General features: G+C 61.7%; 12 protein-coding genes. 4 read left to right on the plus strand and 8 right to left on the minus strand.

From position 1 onward, the window contains the following. Positions 1-85: 85 nt before the first annotated feature. The 4 genes from H8B14_RS02385 to H8B14_RS02400 form a co-directional block, all read right to left on the minus strand. Positions 86-811 (minus strand): hypothetical protein, encoded by a 726-nt coding sequence (locus H8B14_RS02385; protein ID WP_187314022.1) that lies wholly within the window; start codon positions 809-811, stop codon positions 86-88. 53 nt (positions 812-864) lie between these two features. After that, on the minus strand, positions 865-1,110 hold the full coding sequence (locus tag H8B14_RS02390) for a hypothetical protein (RefSeq protein ID WP_187314023.1): 246 nt from the start codon (positions 1,108-1,110) through the stop codon (positions 865-867). Positions 1,111-1,328: 218 nt separating this feature from the next. After that, positions 1,329-2,321, minus strand: a complete 993-nt coding sequence (locus H8B14_RS02395) for a YeiH family protein (RefSeq protein WP_187314024.1) — start codon at positions 2,319-2,321, stop codon at positions 1,329-1,331. A 74-nt stretch (positions 2,322-2,395) separates the two neighbouring features. Beyond that, positions 2,396-3,298, minus strand: a complete 903-nt coding sequence (locus H8B14_RS02400) for a LysR substrate-binding domain-containing protein (protein WP_187314025.1) — start codon at positions 3,296-3,298, stop codon at positions 2,396-2,398. A 105-nt stretch (positions 3,299-3,403) separates the two neighbouring features. Here H8B14_RS02400 and H8B14_RS02405 point away from each other — a divergent pair, with 105 nt between their 5' ends. The 4 genes from H8B14_RS02405 to H8B14_RS02420 all read left to right on the plus strand — a co-directional run bounded on the left by H8B14_RS02405 (position 3,404) and on the right by H8B14_RS02420 (position 10,457). Continuing rightward, a complete protein-coding gene (locus H8B14_RS02405; protein WP_187314026.1) occupies positions 3,404-5,455 on the plus strand; it encodes a S9 family peptidase in 2,052 nt (683 codons plus the stop codon). 84 nt (positions 5,456-5,539) lie between these two features. Beyond that, the gene (locus H8B14_RS02410) at positions 5,540-7,051 is read left to right on the plus strand and encodes a M28 family peptidase (RefSeq protein WP_187314027.1); all 1,512 of its coding nucleotides are present in this window, start codon (positions 5,540-5,542) and stop codon (positions 7,049-7,051) included. 297 nt (positions 7,052-7,348) lie between these two features. Beyond that, complete coding sequence (locus H8B14_RS02415) at positions 7,349-7,762, plus strand: hypothetical protein (protein WP_187314028.1); 414 nt, start codon at positions 7,349-7,351, stop codon at positions 7,760-7,762. 199 nt (positions 7,763-7,961) lie between these two features. Next, the gene (locus H8B14_RS02420; RefSeq protein WP_261989847.1) at positions 7,962-10,457 is read left to right on the plus strand and encodes a TonB-dependent receptor domain-containing protein; all 2,496 of its coding nucleotides are present in this window, start codon (positions 7,962-7,964) and stop codon (positions 10,455-10,457) included. 93 nt (positions 10,458-10,550) lie between these two features. Here H8B14_RS02420 and H8B14_RS02425 read toward each other — a convergent pair whose 3' ends face one another. From H8B14_RS02425 to H8B14_RS02440, 4 genes are all read right to left on the minus strand, one after another. After that, complete coding sequence (locus H8B14_RS02425) at positions 10,551-12,692, minus strand: FUSC family membrane protein (RefSeq protein ID WP_187314029.1); 2,142 nt, start codon at positions 12,690-12,692, stop codon at positions 10,551-10,553. A 141-nt stretch (positions 12,693-12,833) separates the two neighbouring features. Then, entirely contained in the window at positions 12,834-13,802 is a 969-nt protein-coding gene (locus H8B14_RS02430) for a bestrophin family protein (RefSeq protein WP_187314030.1), read from the minus strand. 145 nt (positions 13,803-13,947) lie between these two features. Further along, positions 13,948-15,915: a MutS-related protein gene (locus H8B14_RS20990; RefSeq protein ID WP_315984794.1), complete on the minus strand. Its 1,968-nt coding sequence runs from the start codon at positions 15,913-15,915 to the stop codon at positions 13,948-13,950. Between the two features lie 54 nt (positions 15,916-15,969). After that, the gene (locus H8B14_RS02440; RefSeq protein ID WP_187314031.1) at positions 15,970-16,314 is read right to left on the minus strand and encodes a hypothetical protein; all 345 of its coding nucleotides are present in this window, start codon (positions 16,312-16,314) and stop codon (positions 15,970-15,972) included. Between the last annotated feature and the right edge of the window lie 23 nt (positions 16,315-16,337).

Here is a 16,337-nt window from a genome sequence, read left to right on the forward strand (position 1 = left end):
ACGGGCGGCCAACACTGCTTTCTACGGACAAACGTACACAACGCTGCCTGCCATGGCAGGGCCAGGCAGCAGCCCGATCGAAGACTTACTTTTTGTCGAGGGTGGAAAGCCGGTCGCGGCGGCGCTGCAGCTTGGCTTTGCGCAGCTCCAGCTGCTGGGCATTCACCACGAGCTGGGCAGAATCCTGGCTGGATTTGAGCTTGTTCTCGATGTTCTGCTTTTTAAGCGCCTCGATTTTGTCGAGGTTGCTTTGCGTGTTGCTGCTCAAGCTGACCCGCTCCTTTTCCAGCCGCTCTTTTTCCTTCTCGGTTTCGCGCAGCTCTTTTTCGGCATTCGTTATTTGCTCGCGGTAGGCTTTGATGCGGGCAGCGGCGGCAAAGTTCGTGACGATGTTGCGCAAAGCGGCGTACTCGCTGGGCGTCTTGTCGGCGTCGAAATACGTGTCGGCGTTGAAGGCGGCAAAAACGGCCAGCTCCGTGATGGTGTCGGATGGCGCCGTGACCATACCGTAGAGGTCGATCAGCTTGCCCGAGACGCTGGAAGCCGGCACCTGCTTGGCCACCAGAATATCCCGCTTGCCCACGCCGAAAGTACCGTTGCCCTTCACCTTGATGTTGTAGGTATCTTTCAGCCAGGACTGCCAGAAGTCGCGCGTCCATTCGGGCGTGCCATCAATCTGCACTTTCAGGGCCGAACGCTCCCGCTTATCGTGGTTGACGGTGCTTTGGCGCACCTCGTAGAGTTGGGCCGTGGCGGCGGGTCCGGCCAGCAGCGTAGCCAGTAGCAGCAAAAAAGCAAACGTAGTTTTCATATCGAAAGTGAAATAGGCACTCGGAAAGAAGGCCTCTCAGCCGCGTTGCACGGCTACAGGCCGTGGCGGTCGAAGGCGGCCTGCAGGTCGTGGCGCATGTCGGTGAAGCGGGCCAGCGCCGCCTGCAGAAACTCGCTGTCGAGCAAGGCACGCACGTCGTCGTCGCTGGTGACGTCCAGCTCGCTCACTTTGTAGGTTTGCTCGAGCGAGCCTTTTTCCAGCTTGATCAGGTACTTACCGTTCCAGGAGAAAAGCGTGATTTTGGCCTCGGGGTGCGGAATATCGGCGAGCTGGCGCATACGGGCAGGAAAGAGCGTTGAAGGCGCGAAGATAAGCTAACTGCAGGGATGAGGTGGTAGGTGATAAAGAACGTCATTCCGAGCGGAGCGAGGAATCTCGCCAGTGTAGTGAATGATTCTACCACACTGGCGAGATTCCTCGCTCCGCTCGGAATGACGTTCTGTTTGATTCTTCTTGCCTAATTCCTCTTCACAAACTACCCCATCACTTCATCACCTCATCCTCCCATTACAATCACGTACAGCGACACGCTGGAAACTACCACCCACAGCAGCACGCCCAGCAAAAACGGCCGCGGCCCTACGGCCCGGATGGCTTTCAGCGACAATCCGGCGCCGATAAAGAATAGCGTGATGGTAAGGCCAATATGCGCGGCTTTCACCAGCCAGGCCCCCGCTTCGTGCGTGGCCGGCAGGTAGGTATTGAGCAACATAGCGCCGATAAAGCCCAGAATAAACCACGGAATCTTCACCTGCACATCTTTCTGCCGGAAAACCAGCGCCGTGCCCAGCGCCACAGGAATAATCCAGAGGGCGCGGGCCAGCTTGATGATAGTAGCCACACTCAGCGACTCGGACCCGTAGGCCGCCGCCGCCCCCACCACCGACGATGTATCGTGGATGGCAATGGCGCACCAGAGGCCGAACTGCTGCTGCGTGAGGGCCAGCGCGTGCCCGATGGGCGGAAACGCAAACAGCGCAATGGCATTGAGCACAAACACCGTGGCCAGGGCCATCGACATCTCCTCTTCCTTGGCCCGCAGCACCGGCCCGACGGCCGCAATGGCGCTACCGCCGCAAATGGCAGTACCGCAGGAAATGAGGTGCGTAACGTGGCGGCCCAGCTTCAGCCAGCGCCCCAGCAGGTAGCCCAGCACCAGCGTACCGGTGATAGAAGCCACTGTAAACAGAATGCCCTGCCGCCCGGCCTGCACCGCCGCGTGCGCATTCATCCCGAACCCCAAGCCGATTACCGAAAACTGCAGCAGCTTAGCCGTATACTTTTTGGTGAAAGCCGTAAACGGGTTGCCCACCGTTTGGGCCAAAACCAACCCGAGCGCCAGCGCCACTGGCGGCGCAATCCAAGGCGTGAGACACAGTAGCAGCAGTAGGCCAAACACCACCCGCGGCACCCAGGCAGCTTGGGGCCGCAGCAGTACGCTGGCCGGAGCAAGGCGGGGTTTGGTGGTAGGGGCGGGCAGAGTAGGCATACAATAGAGCGGAAACTTCCCCCAAAAATACGCCCCCTTCTCCCCTACCGATAATCCTGAATAGTTATCGGGTATTACTTCAGGTTATACTGCTGGCGTACGTAGCGCAGAAACCGCTCGGCGGGACGCGTAAGCGGCTGGCCCTGCGCCCACAGCGCCTCAAACTGCCGGGGCAGCCGCAACCCCGCCACCGGCACCTCTTCCAGCAGCCCCGCTGCTAGCTCCCGCGTGAGGGCCCGTCTGGACACGAAACCCAGCGCTTCCGGCGCGGCTTCAAGGTAGGTTTTGATGGCCTCGGTGTTGTCGAAGTAGAAGGCGACGCGCAGATTGGCCAGCTTGATTTTCTGCTCCCGAAGCGCAAATTCTAGCACTTCCAGCGTACCGGAGCCCCGCTCCCGCAGCACCAGCGGATGCGCCAGCGCGTCGGCCAGCGGCAGCGGCTGGGTGGGCGAGCCGGCGCTAGTGGCGCGGCGCACGGCTACCAGCTCATCGTCCAGCAGCGGCTCGTAGTGCAGGTCGCGGCTTTTAGTACGGCCTTCCACAAAGCCGAGGTCGAGCTGGCCCTGCAGAATGGCGTCGGCAATCTGCTCGGAATTGCCGTTGAGCAGTGTCAGCTCCATTTGGGGGTAGCGCTGCTGAAAGCCCGGTAGCAGCGCCGGCAGCTCGTATTGAGCCAGGGTGGTGCTGGCGCCCAAGCGCAGGCGGCCGGCCTCCTCGCCGTGCAGCGTGTGCAGCTGCTCGGTGAGCTGCTGATGCAGCAGCTCCACAGCATCGGCGTGCTGGAGCAGCAGCTGGCCGGCTTCGGTGAGGCTGATGCGGCTGCCGCGCCGCTCGAACAGGCGCTGCCCGTAGCTGCGCTCCAGCTCCCGGATGTGCTTGGTGATAGCCGGCTGGCTGATATACAGCTCCTGAGCGGCTTTGGTGAAGCTCAGGTGCCGGGCTACGGCCTGGAAAACGCGAAGTCGGAAATCGGGCATAACTGTGGCAGACGCTGTAGCTTGCAACCTGAGTTGTCGGCACCCCGACCAGCCCCAGGCAGGCGGCGACAACGCAAGCTAAACTCTACGCTCCATTCCTCTCGCATGAAACACCCACTTCTGACCGCGCTGGTGCTGCTGCCCCTAGCCGCTACCGCCCAGCAATCCGTCGTCTATACCCCCGAGCTGCTGATGAAACTGGGCCGGCTGGGCGAAATGCATGTGTCGCCGGACAAGAAAACGGTGGCCTACACCGTGACGCACTACAGCCTCAGCGAAAACAAAGGCAACACCGACATTTGGCTGGTGCCCGTGGCCGGCGGCCCGGCCCGGCAGCTGACCAACACGCCCGGCTCGGAAAACACCCTCAACTGGCGGCCCGACGGCAAGCTGACGTTCATTTCAGGGGAAAGCGGCACCGACCAGCTGTACGTGATGAACGCCGACGGCAGCGGCAAGCAACTGCTGAGCGAGTTCAAGGAGGAAGGCCTGGCCAACCTAAAATACGCGCCCACCGGCAAGTTCATTCTGTACACCCAGGACGTGAAAACCGGCAAAGCGGTCCAGGACTGGTACCCCGACCTGCCCAAAGCCGACGCCCGCATCATCGACGACCTGAACTACCGCCACTGGAACGTGTGGGACGACTACAAGGTGTCGCACGTGTTTTTCCAGCCCGTTGGGGACGACGGCAAGCCCACCGGTTATGGCAAGGATGTCATGGCCGGGGAGAAGTTTGATGCGCCACTGCCCCCGCTGGGCGGCTCCGAGCAGCTCAACTTTTCGCCCGACGGCTACCGGCTGGCTTACACCTCGCGCAAGCTTACGGGCAAGGCCGAGGCCGAAAGCACCAACTCCGACATCTACCTCTACGACCTGCGCGGGGGCCAGACCCAAAACCTGAGCGAGGGGCTGGGCGGCTACGACACCGAGCCGATTTTCTCTCCCGATGGCAGCAAAGTAGCCTGGCTTAGCATGGCTACACCCGGCTTCGAGGCAGACCGCAACGGCATTGTGGTGTATGATTTCAAGACCAGGAAGCGCGAGGACGTCACGAAAGGCTCGGAGCAAAGCGCCGCCAACGTACGTTGGAGTCCTGATGGCAAGACGCTGTATTTCGTGAGCCCGCTGGCCGGTACCGAGCAGATTTTTGCGGTGTCCGCCAAAGGCGGCAAGGTGCAGCAGCTCACCCGCGGTGCCTTCAACTACAATGGCTTCGAACTGGCCGGGCCGGGCGTGGCCATCGTGAATAAAACAACCCAGGCTGCCCCCGCCGACCTGGTGCGCGTGGATTTGAAAACCGGCCGCGAAACGTCTTTGACCACCATCAACCAGCAGGAACTGGCCGGCGTGAAAACGGGCCGCACCGAGGCTCGCATGGTGCCCACCACCGACGGCAAGCAAATGCAGGTCTACGTTATTTACCCACCCGATTTCGACCCCAGCAAGAAGTACCCGACGCTACTGTATTGCCAGGGCGGCCCGCAGAGCCCCATTACGCAGAGCTTCTCCTACCGCTGGAATTTTCAGCTGCTGGCCGCCAACGGCTACATTGTGGTGGCGCCCAACCGGCGCGGGTTGCCCGGCTTCGGCACCGAATGGAACAACAGCATCAGTGGCGACTGGGGCGGCCAGCCGATTCGGGACTACCTGTCGGCCATTGATGCCGTGAGCCAGGAGCCATACGTGGACAAAGACCGGCGCGGCTGCGTGGGTGCCAGTTACGGCGGCTACTCCGTGTATTTTCTGGCCGGCAAGCACGAGGGCCGTTTCAAGACGTTCATTGCCCACGCTGGCCTCTACAACCTGGCGAGCTGGTACCCAAGCACCGAGGAAATGTTCTTCGCCAAGCAGGATATCGGCGGCGCGCCCTGGGACGCCACACTGCACAAAAGCTACACCGAGTTCAACCCGCAGCTGTTCGCCAAAAACTGGGACACGCCGATGCTGGTGATTCACGGCGGCAAGGATTTCCGGGTGCCCGAGGGCCAGGGTATGGAAGCCTTCGGCACGGCGCAACTGCGCGGCATCCCGAGCCGGTTCCTGTATTTCCCCAACGAGGGCCACTGGATCAGCAAGCCCCAGAACGCGGTGCTCTGGAACCGGGTGTTCTTTGAGTGGCTGGGCCGCACGCTCAAGCCGGAGGCTGCCAAATAGCTAGCCTTGCTGCCTGAAGCCCCACTCAACCATTGTTGGGCGGGGCTTTTTCGAGTAGCTTTCCTCTTTCACGCACGTTTTGCCATGAGCCACTTTCTTCGCCATACCACTTACCGCCTGCTGCTAGCCGGCCTCGCCCTTACCACTCCGCTGGCCAGCCACGCCCAGAAAAAGCCTAAAACAACCAAGCCCGGCAAGTCCGAAGATGCCATTAGCGCCATTAAGGAAACGGACATCAAGCGCGACCTTTTTGCGCTGGCTGATGATAAATACCGCGGCCGGGAAGGCGGCACGCTGGATGAGCTGCGCGCTTCCGCCTGGCTGGCCGAGCAGATCCGCGCCACTGGCATGGAGCCCGCCGGCGACGACGGCACCTACTTCCAGTGGTTCAATCTGCAGCGCACGCGCCTCACCAAAAGCAGCACGCTCCGCATCGGCACGCGCCAGCTCAAGCCCAACCACGATGCTATGATAGTAGCGCCTACTAACGCCAGCGTGAATGCGCCACTGGTGTTCGTGGGCCTGGCTACGCCAGCCGAACTGGCGAAAGTGGACCTGAAGGGCAAGGCCGTGGCGCTCCAGATTTCGGGTGCGCCCACCGACGGCATCAGCTACCGGCGCTACCTATTCGGGAAGCTGCGCGACCAGGCGGCCGAGCTATTTAAGGCCGGCGCCGTGGCTGTGGTGTTTGTGTCTGATGACAAAGCACAGGCCATTTATGAGCATTGGAGCCACATTTACGAACGGGGCCGCTACGGCTTGCCCGGCGACGCGAATACGGCCGTGGTCAATCAGCCGCCGGTGGTGTGGCTGCCCGCCGAGGCCCTGAGCTGGGCGAAACAGGCGGGTCATCAATTCAGCGCCGAGCTGAAGGTGGAAAGCTTTGCCTATCCGTCGGTGAACATTGTGGCCAAAATGCCCGGCACCGACCCGCAGCTCAAAAACGAGTACGTGCTGTTCAGCACCCACCAGGACCACGACGGCGCCCGCGCGCCCGTGGCCGGCGACTCCATCTACAATGGCGCCGACGACAATGCTACCGGCTGCGCCGCGCTGCTGGCCATCATGCGGGCCTACAAACAGCAGCCCGCCCGCCGCTCGGCGCTGTTTGTGTTTCACGGGGCCGAGGAGCGCGGCCTGCTGGGCTCGCGCTACTACTCGGCCACGCCCACCGTACCCAAGGAATCCATTGTGGCGGTGCTGAATGCTGAAATGATGGGCCGCAACGCCGCCGACTCGGCCGCGTTGCTTGGGTCTACGCCGCCCCACCTGAACTCCTCCGACCTGGTAAAAACGGCCCTAGAAGCCAACCAGGCTGGCCCGAAGTTCAAGCTGGACACCGAGTGGGACAAAGCCACGCACCCCGAAGGCTGGTACTTCCGCTCCGACCACCTGCCTTATGCCCGCCTGGGCATCCCGGCCATTATGTACACCTCCCTGCTCCACGCCGACTACCACACGCCCAAGGACGAAGCCAGCCGCATCGACTACGGCAAGCTTTTGCGCATGACCCAGTGGATGTACCGCACCGGTTGGGCCGTAGCCAACCGCACCACACCACCGGCCCGCGAACCAGGCTTCAAGCTGGAACGGTAGAGCTTATGGGAAGGCAGAAGCATGGCTATAGGTTGTGCAAAGGTGAAAACAGACCCGAGCCCGTGAGTTGCAGACAAAATTTGCCGGCTCGGGTCTGAGGTGTAGCTGCTGGCCCGCCCACCTTCTCTGGCTTGTAGCGGCGGCGTGTTGCGCTGCCTGTATTGCAGCGCAACACGCCGCCGCTTGTGTTTGCGGCAGGTGTTCAGTACCCTGCACTACCCGTGCCGCACAAGCTGGCAGCGGCGCATTTCCCTGGCAGAATTTTCAGGCCCGCTCCTGCACTAACTCCACTCTCCCATGCCGCGAGTAATTGCCTACTTCGTGCAGAACCCCCGACGGCTTTTCCTGCTTGATTGCGGCGGCGCTCTTCTCACGGCGTGCTGCCTGGGAGTGGTGGCAAGTGCTTTTCCGAAACTATTCGGGATGCCACGCCCGGCCCTACTGGGCCTTGCGGCCCTGGGTTGCCTGTACGCAGCATTTTCGGGCAGTTGCGCATACGTGGTGGGCGGGCGGTGGCGGCTGTTTTTACTCATTATTGTACTTGGCAACCTTCTGTACTTCGCCTTGCTACTAGGATTGTCGGCTTGGTACTACCACTGGCTCACAACACTGGGAGTCTCCTATTTTCTCGCGGAGGCGTTGGTAGTCCTGACGCTGGTAGTCGTTGAAGGCTGGGTGCTGGTGACCTCAGCGCCCGGCAAAGACCGCTAAGCAGAAACTGTTTGACCACGAATATAGCAGGCGCTGAAAGCCTGATAAAAAGGCGGCCGCGCATCATCCGGTGGGGTTGCCGCTTCTATCCTGCAAACTCTTATTTAGATTTTTTCTATTCAGCTATTTAAATCTATTCTAAACAGTACTACTTTTGCAGCAGAATTCAGCCAGTCATTGACTGCTTAACCTGCTGTATATGCGTCCTCGTTCTCTGCTCCTCTCTTCCCTCCTGCTGGCTGCCGGTACGGCAGTTTCTCCCGCATCGGCTGTGGCCGGCTTGTCCCTCCTCACCCACGACGAGCCCGGCAAGGGCGCTACCCTCATGGGTACTGTACTCGACCCAACCGGCAAAGCCGTGCAGGGCGTACTGATAACGGCAGGTGAGCGCACCGCTGTGACGGATGCGCGCGGTGCGTTTCGCCTGTATGGCCTGCCGGCCGGCGACGTTACCGTGACGGTGAGCGGCCTGAGCATCCGGCCTGTCAGCCAGACAGTGACGCTGCAAAGCGGCCAAGCTCAAACGCTCAAGCTGACTATTGAGGAGACCGTGCAGCAGTTGGCTGGCGTGACGGTGGCCGCCAAAAGTCTCCGCTTTGCCCCAGAGGTTGATGGCACGACCATCACGGCAGGCAAGAAGAACGAGGTAATTGAAATGGATAAGCTGGACGCCAACCTGGTGGTGAACAGCGCCCGCCAGGTGTTTGCCAAGGTGCCCGGCATTACGGTGTGGGAAAGCGACGGCTCAGGCCAGCAGATCAATGTGGCATCGCGCGGCCTCTCGCCCAACCGCAGCTGGGAGTTCAACACCCGCCAGAACGGCATGGACATCAGCTCCGACCCATTTGGCTATCCGGAGGCTTACTACAACCCGCCGCTGGAAGCTGTGGAGCGGATTCAGATCATCCGGGGCGGTGGGTCTTTGCAGTACGGACCGCAGTTTGGCGGCGTGCTCAACTACGAGCTGAAGCGCGGGCCTAAAGACAAGAAAATCGAGTTTGAGAGCAGCAACAGCGTCGGCAACAACGGGCTGGTGGGCACCTATAACTCGCTGGGCGGCACGGTGGGCAAAGTGAGCTACTTCGGCTACTACCAGCAGCGGCTGGGCGGCGGCTGGCGTGACAACTCCGAGTTCAACATCCGCAACTTCCACGGCAACGTCCAGTTTCAGGCCACCGAGAAGCTGCGGCTGGGCGCCGAAATCAGCCACCTCGACTACGAGATTCAGCAGCCCGGCGGCCTCACCGACGAGCAGTTCTACAACGGCGACGTGCGCCAGAGCAGCCGCGGCCGCAACTGGTTCAGCACGCCCTGGACTATCCCGGCTTTCACGGCCGACTATCAATTCTCGGAGCGCACACGCCTGAGCCTGAAAACGTTTGGCCTCATTGGTGAGCGGAACTCCATCGGACTTCCCAGCGGCGTGAGCGTGGCGCTGCCCGACAACGAAAACCCCGCTACCGGAAAAGCCGCCGCGCGCCAGCTCGACCGGGACCGGTACCGCAACCTGGGCTCGGAGCTACGTTTGCTCACCGACTATGATTTGCTGGGCCAGCAGCACACGCTGGCTGCCGGCGTGCGGGTGGCCGCCGCCAACCTGGGCCGCCGCCAGCAGGGCGCCGGCGACACCGGCTCCGACTTCAACCTCACCCTGCAGGCCCCGCGCTACGGCCGCGAGCTAAGCTTCCGCACCCGCAACTACGCTGCCTTCGTGGAAAACATCTTCCGGGTAGGCTCGCGCCTGACGCTCACGCCGGGCTTGCGCTACGAAATCATTGACAATCAGGGCCGCGGCTACCTAAGCCTGAACTCCAACGGCTCCGAAAACCAGATCCGGCAGGACTCGCGCCGCAACGTGCTGCTGTACGGCATAGGGGCCGAGCTGCGCGCCACCGACCAGACCAGCTTCTACGCCAACTACTCGCGCGCCTTCCGACCCGTCACGTTCGGCGACCTGACGCCGCCAGCCACCTCCGACGTCATCGACCCCAACCTGACGGATGCCCGCGGCTTCAATGCCGAAGTAGGCTACCGCGGCAGCTGGGCCGACGTGCTGACCTTTGACGTGGACGCTTTCTGGCTGCGCTACGATGACCGGATTGGCACCATCCGCCGCTTTGTGCCGGGCAGCACTACCGCCACCCAGCAGTTCCGCACCAACATCGGCACGAGCGTGCACAAAGGGGTGGAAGCCTACGTAGAGCTGGACTTGATTCATGTTCTGACGAAAGACTTCGACCTGCCGCACTTCGACGTGTTTGCGTCCACGGCATTCGTGGATGCCCGCTACACGCAGCTGCGCACGGCCACTCTAACCGGCAGCAACCTGCAGGAAGGCGACCTGAAAAACAACCGGGTGGAATACGCACCCAAGTACACACACCGTTTCGGGGGCACGTTTGCCCACAAAGGCTTCTCGGCCACCACGCAGCTGACGCGCGTTTCGGCCGTATTCGCGGATGCCAACAACACCGTAGCGCCTAACGCGGCGGCCACCAACGGCCGCGTACCCGGCTACTCTGTCACGGACGTATCGGCCACGTACCGCTTCGCCAAGCGCTTCACGGTGCGCGGCGGCCTTAACAACGTGTTCGATAAGATGTATTTCACCCGCCGCTCGGGTGGCTACCCCGGCCCCGGCATCCTGCCCGCCGACGGCCGCACCTGGTTTGCCTCAGTCGGCGTGAAGCTGTAAAACTGGCTTCATTCCCAAAAGCAAGAGTCCCTATCTGGCACAAGCCGAGTAGGGACTCTTGCTTTTCGATAGATTCCCAACAGCTCAACCGTGCTACCGCAGTACTTCCTCCGTCACCTTATCCACGTCGCCGCTTACTTTCTGAATGAAGTCCAGCTGCTCGGTGAGTTGGGCGTCAGAGCTCAGTTTGGGGTCTGATGTGGCAGCCACAGGCAGCTCAGGCAAGGTTTCGGACTCCGTAGGGTCGAGGCGGCGCAGGCTGCGGTGCAGCGCCTGCCGGGCCTGGCGCAAGGGCCGCAGCAGCGCGGCAGAATGCACGGGGCGGGCGGTGCCAGCCAGCAAACCCGAGGTAATGGAAGCCACATTTGATGAGAGAATGTGGTTGAGCACCACAAACTCGTGCACCTCAGTGGGGCGGTGTTGCTTACCGCGCGGCTCGGAAAGCATGCGCTGAAACGCCGCCGCCAGATTAGCTGAACTCACGTACACATCTTTGCGGGCCAGCTTGTAGTCGAGCACGGCCACGGGCGAGCCCAGCAAGCTTTCCTGCAGCGTCTGGAGGTAGCGCAGGTTGGCGCGCAGCACTGCCCGCATGTGGTCCTGCAGCTGGTCGCTTTCCCAGCGCGGAAACAGCAGGTAGCTGGCCGCAAAAGCCAGCAGGCAGCCTATCACCGTGTCGAGAATGCGCTCTTCCACCACCTGCAGGTAGCCGAGGCCCATGAAGTTGAACAGGATCAGTACGAAGGGCGTCATGAACGTGACGGCCACAATGTAGTTGCTGCGCGTGAAGCTGAACGAAATCAGCATAAACACGCCCAGCAGCGCCACCAACGCTATTCGGTCGTCAATCAGCCACAGCACCAGCCCGCCAATTACGCCGCCCAGCAGCGTCCCCAGCACCCGGTTGATGTTGCGCTGCTTGGTGAGGCTGAAGGCCGGCTTGAGCATGTAGGTAATGGTCATGATAACCCAGTAGCTGTGGTGGCTGGGCAGCAGTAGCTTGGCCACCACGAAGCCCGCCAGGCAGGCCAGCATCATGCGCACGGCGTGCCGGAACACGCCGGAGCTGAGTGTCAGATGGTCGCGGAGCTGGGACAGGCCAAATTGCTGGTGCACCACAAACTTGCCGAACTCCAGCTCCCGGCCGGTGACGGTGGGCGCGGCCGGCGCCTGGGCATCGAAATACGCCAGGATGTCCTGCAGGCGCTGGGTGAGGTTGCGCAGGTTCACCAGAATCTTCTTCAGCACCCGCGTGTGGCCGGGCTGGGCGGGGTCGTCCAGCGCATCAATGCGGGCTTTAAGCTGCTCCAGGCTGGCCGTCAGGTTCACGCGGGCGGTGTGGCCGTGGTTAGCTTCAATAGCCAGCCCGATGCTTTCCAGCTCGGCGGCCATCTGCTCTACTAAGCTGGCAATGGCGTCGAGCACACCGGTAGCCTCGAAGCGGGCGTGCAGGGCCGCATAATCGAAATACGACACCGTGATATGCTCGTACAAATCCACGGCATCCACGAAGGTGAGCACCAGCCGGCGGCCCGTCCCGGTAGACTCCTTTACCATCTGGCGGGTTTTGAACAACAGCTCACGCACGGCATCCTGCTTTTCGCTCACGGTCACCTGCTGGGCCATCAGGCGGCGGAAGTCATCGTCGAGCTTGGTGCCGGTGCGGTAGAACTCGGCCTTGAGGCGCAGGAAGCCGGCAATGGCCTGCACACACTCGCCCAGCGCCTGCTGAGCCGGGCGGTACGGCCGGATCTGGTACCAAAGCAAGCTTACCAGCAGATACCACACGCCGCCGGCCGTTACCTGCAGGACATATTCCACCAGCTGGCGCAGCGTGAGGCTGCGGTCCATCATCAGAATAACAAGCAGCAGCCCGGCCGAGCCGACGGAAGCTGCCCGGTTGCCATAGGCCAGAAACAAGGTAAATACAAAGCTCAGCACCCCGATTTCCAGGCCCTGCAGCCAGATATAGGGCTGCAGCAAACCCGTAAGCAGGGCCAGCCCGGGTAGTAGCAGGATGCCCGCCAGCATGCCGTTGCGGCGGTGCACCACCGGCCCCGGCGAGTCGATAATGCTGATGCACAACGCCCCCAGCGCCACTTCTATCCCGGTATTCAGCTGCCCCAACCACCCCAGCAAGGCACCCGGCAGCAATACGGCCAGCGTGATGCGCAGCGCATCGGAGAAATCCTGGCTGAAAAAGAAGTAGCGAACCTTGCGGGCTTGTGCGTTCATGAAATCAACCGACGACAGAGTCTGATGCGCCTATACGTACTCAGCCAGACCTTGTGCGGGCTGAGTGGGCAGCTCGGAGCAGGCAGAGCACACCCAGACGGCTATGCCTGCCGTTCTGCCGCCATTTTACGGCTTACAGGCCTAATAAAGAATATCGTCGATGGGGGCCAGCTTGGGCGGCAGGTGCGTTTCGCCCAGCATTTCGCGCAGGTCGATTTCGATGGTGCGGCAGATGGCCGTCATCGGCACGTCGTTCATTTCGTTTTCAAACGGATTCTCGCTGCTGTGGCCTACCACCTCAATGGTATTGAACACCCACGAAATCAGCACTGAAAACGGTACCGTCAGCCAGATATGATCGGGGCCGAGCTTTACAAACTCACCGATGAGGCCCAGCGGCAGCAGCGCCGCAAACAGCCACACAAACACAAAGCTAAAAAACGCATACTGCCGCGGAAACGGCGTGTTTTTGATTCGCTCGCAGCCGCCCTGCAGGTTGTTGAACTGCTCGATGCTGGTCATCATGTTCACGTGCTGAAAGTCGTTGAGCAGGCCCCGCTCCTCGCGCAGCACCCGCAAGTCGGCGGCCTGCTGGCGCAGCAAATGCGCCGACGGGTTCTGCTTGCGCTGCATCTCGCGCGACTCCGTCGGGTCGAGAAACGGGGCCACCTGCGTGTCCCACTGATCTATCTGGCGGCGCAGCTGCAAACGCAGGGCGTTGCACCAGGCAATTTGGCGATATACGAGGCGGCGGTGGCGCAAACTCAATTCCGCGCGCGAAGCGGCCGGCGCATCCACGCCCGGCGCATCCACCACCGACGTCACGTATTCCAGTGCCTGAATGGCCCAGGTGCGGCTGTAGTTCACGATGCCGCCCCATAGCTGCCGGCCCTCCCAGAATCGGTCGTAGGAGCCGTTGTTTTTGAAGCCGATGTAGAACGACACGGCAATGCCCAGCGTAGCCACCGGCTGCCACGGAATCGACAGCGAGTGGAATCCCAGCGGCCCGTAGATGACGCAGACCAGCAGGGAATACAGCGTGAACACCAGCAAGCCCTTCCAGGCAAACTTCCAGATGACGCGCCAGCGCAGATTATTACGAACGTACATGCAAGAGTAACTAAATGAAGGAGTCGTTGAGTAGAGAATAACTGAGTAGCGAGTAGCTGAGTAGTGGAATACCTGTGTAGAGCAGGCCTGCTGCCTTACGAAGACTTTACTCAGTTACTCCATTACTCAGCTGCTCTTCACTCAGCTACTCGATTTCAATGCCCATGAGCTGCATAAGCTGGCTGGCATTGAAGGCCTGGCAGGCGCCGGGCGTGAGGTGGTAGTCGAAGTGGATCTGACCTTCGCTGAACGTGCTGTTGAAGCTGAAGTTGCGCACCTGCCCCGGCCACTCGCTTTCCAGGGCGGCCAGTTCCAGGTCGTGGGTGCTGATGAGGCCGGCGGCGCGGCGCTGGTGTAGCTGCCGCAGCAGCGCCCGCGCCCCGCGGTGCCGGTCAAGCGAGTTGGTGCCCTTCAGAATCTCGTCGAGCAGGTAGAAAACGGGGAGGCTTTCGGGTTCAGGGTTTAGGGCTTGGGGATTAGGGATTAGGTTTTGTTGGTGATTTGGAGCCGAGAAGCTGGCCCCGGCGGCCTCCCGCGTCATTTGGAGCTCTTCATTGCGAGGCTTTATTCCAGAAGAAGACATGTCCAGCAGCAGCTTGAGGCGCTTGAGCTCGGCGTAGAACGAGGAGGTGCTTTCGGCAAGGTTGTCCTGGGTGCGCATGGCCGAAAATAGTTGCGCCGGACTCAGGCGCAGGTGCCGGGCGCATACTACGCCGCCGGCCAGCGCCAGCACCATGTTTAGGCCTACCGTGCGCAGAAACGTGCTTTTGCCGGCCATGTTGGAGCCCGTAATGACAGCCGTTTGGCCGTAGCCGAAGGTTTGGTAATCGTTGGTGATGCGCTGAGCCGCAAAGATGAGCGGGTGGCCCAGGGCTTCGGCGGCCACTTCCAGCGGCCCGGCGCTTAGCTCGGGCGTCACGTAGGTGGGGTTGGCAAACTGCCAGCCAGCTAAACTCACCAGTGCCTCCAGCTCGGCCTGTACTTCCAGCACGGTGGTCAGTTCCGGGCCCAGATCACGCTTCCAGCGTTCCAGCTGCCACATGGCGTGCAAATCCCAGAGCAGGAAATTGTTCAGCAGCAGCGCCCCCAGCGGATGCTCGCGCCCTCGAAACAAACCCGCCACGGTGGTGAGCTGACCCAGGCGGCGCGTGGCGGCGGTGCCGTGGCTGGCGGCGCGCAACGTGGCGCGCAGTTCGCGAAGGCGCGGCGCCTGCCAGTCGGGCGCGGCCTCGTCTTCGAACAGCGCCAGCTGCGCCTGAGTAGCGCGCAGCGCGTCGTGCATGGCCAAAGCCTGAGTGGCGTATTCGTTGCGGGCTTCAGCAAGGCGGCCGTTGAGTAAGCTCACTATCACCTGCACACCTATTAGCCAGAAGTAGCCCTGCCCCAGCCCCCAGGCGGCCGCACTGGCCAGCACCAGCAGCGGCAGCAGCACCAGCAGCGGCTTCAGCCAGGCTTTGTTCTGGAAAAAATCGGGGCGGGCCAGCCAGGCACTGAACTCGCGCGGATCGGCCTCGTGCTGGCGCGGAAAGTGGCGGGCGCGGGCCTGCCACTCCTGCATCCAAGCCAGGTCGGGCGCTAAAGCGGCGGCGGCCTGCTGGCGGGCGCGCACCTCGTCGGAGAGGGCCGGGCGCAGTAGCCAGTTGGCCAGCCAGTCGTGGCCGAGGCGGGTAGAGGCGCGGTTGAGCAGTTGAAACAACGAGTGAAGCCCGAATACGTCGAGGTCGGCGGCGTAGGGGTGCTGGGCGTCGAGGTAGCGCTGGCCGGCATCGAAGCCGCCGAGCTTGCCGGCGAGGCGGTCCAACTCCTGCTGATTCAGCTGGGCCAGCAGCCGGTGATGCTCGCGCTGGTAGCCCACGGCCGCGTGCCAGCGCACCATGCCCCAGAAGGCCAGCAGCACGCCCACCACAAACGCCAGCCCCGGCAGCACAAACCCGCTACTGAACAGCCACCACGCTCCGGCCGCGCCGCCCCCAAACAGCAGCACCCGCAGCCAGCCGCCCAGCTGGTGCCGTCGGGCGTAGTGCTGCTCCTGCGTGGTGTGCGTGGTCAGGTTCTCCGCAAAGACCTCGGCGGGCAGAACGGTAATCGGGCGAAAATTGGCGGAAACGGGCACGGCAGCAGCAATAGATGATGCTGCGAAGGTACGCAGGTCCGGCAGGAGGCTATACTATTGCTGCACCAGTCGCCGCAGCGGGCTTTCGGGCTTCAGAAAAGGCGCCAGCTCGGCGTGGGTGAATTTCACTTGAAAGTTACCGTCCAGCACCTTATACACGAAATTCGACAGACCGTCGTAGCTCACCGAGTGGTCGAACATAAGGCCCGCTGCCGACACCGTATACTCACGTGTGCTGCCCAGGCTGAATTGCTGTCCCAGTATTCCCTGCACGTCTTCTTCCGACAAAAAACCTTCCTGCCCAGGCACATAGGCCCGCGTCATTTTCTGCAGTTTCCGTTGCCCCAATGCCAGAAACTGCAGCAGTTTTTCAGGCCGGATTTCGTCTTCCAGCACCACTGGAAAGCCAGTATTCAGGTCAA

It is taken from the genome of Hymenobacter puniceus, assembly GCF_014333525.1.
Classification (GTDB): Bacteria; Bacteroidota; Bacteroidia; order Cytophagales; family Hymenobacteraceae; genus Hymenobacter.

What these genes read in the sequence shown, in the direction of transcription:
- H8B14_RS02385 (WP_187314022.1), bottom strand. Translation starts at nt 811, where the DNA reads ATGAAAACTACGTTTGCTTTTTTGCTGCTACTGGCTACGCTGCTGGCC.
- H8B14_RS02390 (WP_187314023.1), bottom strand. Translation starts at nt 1,110, where the DNA reads ATGCGCCAGCTCGCCGATATTCCGCACCCCGAGGCCAAAATCACGCTT.
- H8B14_RS02395 (WP_187314024.1), bottom strand. Translation starts at nt 2,321, where the DNA reads ATGCCTACTCTGCCCGCCCCTACCACCAAACCCCGCCTTGCTCCGGCC.
- H8B14_RS02400 (WP_187314025.1), bottom strand. Translation starts at nt 3,298, where the DNA reads ATGCCCGATTTCCGACTTCGCGTTTTCCAGGCCGTAGCCCGGCACCTG.
- H8B14_RS02405 (WP_187314026.1), top strand. Translation starts at nt 3,404, where the DNA reads ATGAAACACCCACTTCTGACCGCGCTGGTGCTGCTGCCCCTAGCCGCT.
- H8B14_RS02410 (WP_187314027.1), top strand. Translation starts at nt 5,540, where the DNA reads ATGAGCCACTTTCTTCGCCATACCACTTACCGCCTGCTGCTAGCCGGC.
- H8B14_RS02415 (WP_187314028.1), top strand. Translation starts at nt 7,349, where the DNA reads ATGCCGCGAGTAATTGCCTACTTCGTGCAGAACCCCCGACGGCTTTTC.
- H8B14_RS02420 (WP_261989847.1), top strand. Translation starts at nt 7,962, where the DNA reads ATGCGTCCTCGTTCTCTGCTCCTCTCTTCCCTCCTGCTGGCTGCCGGT.
- H8B14_RS02425 (WP_187314029.1), bottom strand. Translation starts at nt 12,692, where the DNA reads ATGAACGCACAAGCCCGCAAGGTTCGCTACTTCTTTTTCAGCCAGGAT.
- H8B14_RS02430 (WP_187314030.1), bottom strand. Translation starts at nt 13,802, where the DNA reads ATGTACGTTCGTAATAATCTGCGCTGGCGCGTCATCTGGAAGTTTGCC.